At 62.3% G+C, this 1,671-nt stretch carries 1 protein-coding gene; it reads left to right on the forward strand.

What is annotated here, in order from left to right; translation table 11 throughout:
• Window positions 1-94: 94 nt before the first annotated feature.
• Window positions 95-1,450: an IS1380-like element IS1247 family transposase gene (locus P2G62_RS17755; RefSeq protein WP_006473457.1), complete on the forward strand. Its 1,356-nt coding sequence runs from the start codon at window positions 95-97 to the stop codon at window positions 1,448-1,450.
• The last annotated feature ends 221 nt before the right edge of the window (window positions 1,451-1,671 follow it).

The raw sequence follows: 1,671 nt of genomic DNA on the forward strand, positions 1-1,671 counted from the left end.
CCCACATTTCCCAAGTAAGGCGCTGATTTCGCTGTCCTGACCATTATATTTCCTATATAAAACATGGTGTTGAAGGCTGCGAGGGGCGCGTTTCATGGATCACCCAGAGGGTGCGGGCTTGCAACGGGCAGATCGGGTGGATTTCGACCCTCGCGTGCGGCTGGAATTTCGCGGCACGCAGCTCAGTTCCGACGGCGGCCTTCTGGTGATGCGCGAGCTTGATGACGCGCTCGGGTTGTCCGATTTGGCGTCAGCGGCGCTGCGCGATACTCGCTCTGGCAAGAACACGGTCCATCGGCTCGACGGCCTGTTCCGGCAATCAGTCTTTGGGCGGCTGGCCGGATACGAGGATGTCAACGACGCCAACCGTCTCGCCTGCGATCCGGTCATGCGCCAAGTTGTCGGCGGCAGAGCGGTCGATGCACAAGCGGCCTCGGCATCGCAGATGGGACGGTTCGAGACCGAGACGCTGGCTCTGGCCGGGAACCGTGCCGCGCTGGCCGACCTGAACGGGCAATGGATCGACCGGTTCCATGACCGTAACGGGCTGAAGTACATCGTTCTGGACATGGACAGCTCGGTCAGCCCGACCCATGGCGACCAGGAAGGGTCCGCCTGGAATGGCCATTTCGACTGTAGCTGCTATCACCCCAACTTTCTGTTCAACCAGTTCGGGATGCTGGAACGCTGCGCCCTGCGCCATGGCAACGTCCACAGCGCCGATGGCTGGCGTGATGTTCTCGACCCCGTCATTGCGCGCTACGCGGAGCGCGACCTTGGTGGCAGGTTCTTCCGGGCCGATGCTGCCTACGCGATCCCGGCGATCTATGAGCGATTGGAAGAAGCGCGGTTCTTCTACGCCATCCGGCTGCCCGCAAACGCGGTCCTCAAGGACAAGATCGCGCATCGGCTAACGCGCCCTGTCGGGCGGCCGTCACTGACCAAGGTCAAGCGGTTCTTCGAGGAATTCGAGTATCAGGCGGCGTCCTGGGACAAGGAACGCCGGGTGATCGCCAAGATCGAATGGCATCCGGGCGAACTGTTCCCGCGTGTCGGCTTCATCGTCACCAACCTGCCGATGGAGCCGGACTGGGTGGTGCGGTTCTACAACCAGCGCGGCACCGCCGAGCAGCACATCAAAGAGGGCAAATACGCCTTTCGCTGGACGCGGCTGTCGTGCCGGAAGTTCCGCGACAATGAGGTGCGGCTGCAACTGCACGCCCTGGCGTACAACCTGGCCACCTTCTTGCGCTGCATCGAGCTGCCCGAAGCCATGGCCGACTGGTCGTTGACCAGCCTGCAACTGAAGCTGATCAAGATCGGGGCACGTGTGGTCCGTCACGCCCGCACCATCACCTTCCAGCTGGCCGAGGTCGCTGTCACCGGCACGATGGTACGCGCCATCCTCGCCGCTATCCGCCGATTGCGAGCGCCACCGCTATGCGCATGATCGCGATCCACGCTCAAACTGAACGAAAGCGGCTGGACAGATCTGTCCGCTGCGCTGAAAAACGCCGCCCCTGGGCAAGGAAACAGCGGCTTCGCGGTCTGATCCGTCCAGATCCAGCAGTCTGCGCGACCGCAGGTGCCGCTTGCGGCAGAAAATCCTTGTCTAGCGATCGGATACAGGCGATCTTCACCTCAAACGACACGCCACCTGGGGAATGCAGG

It is taken from the genome of Paenirhodobacter sp. CAU 1674, assembly GCF_029222945.1.
Classification (GTDB): Bacteria; Pseudomonadota; Alphaproteobacteria; order Rhodobacterales; family Rhodobacteraceae; genus Rhodobacter.

Excerpts from the sequence above, each read along its gene's own strand:
- P2G62_RS17755 (WP_006473457.1), top strand. The coding sequence starts at position 95 with ATGGATCACCCAGAGGGTGCGGGCTTGCAACGGGCAGATCGGGTGGAT.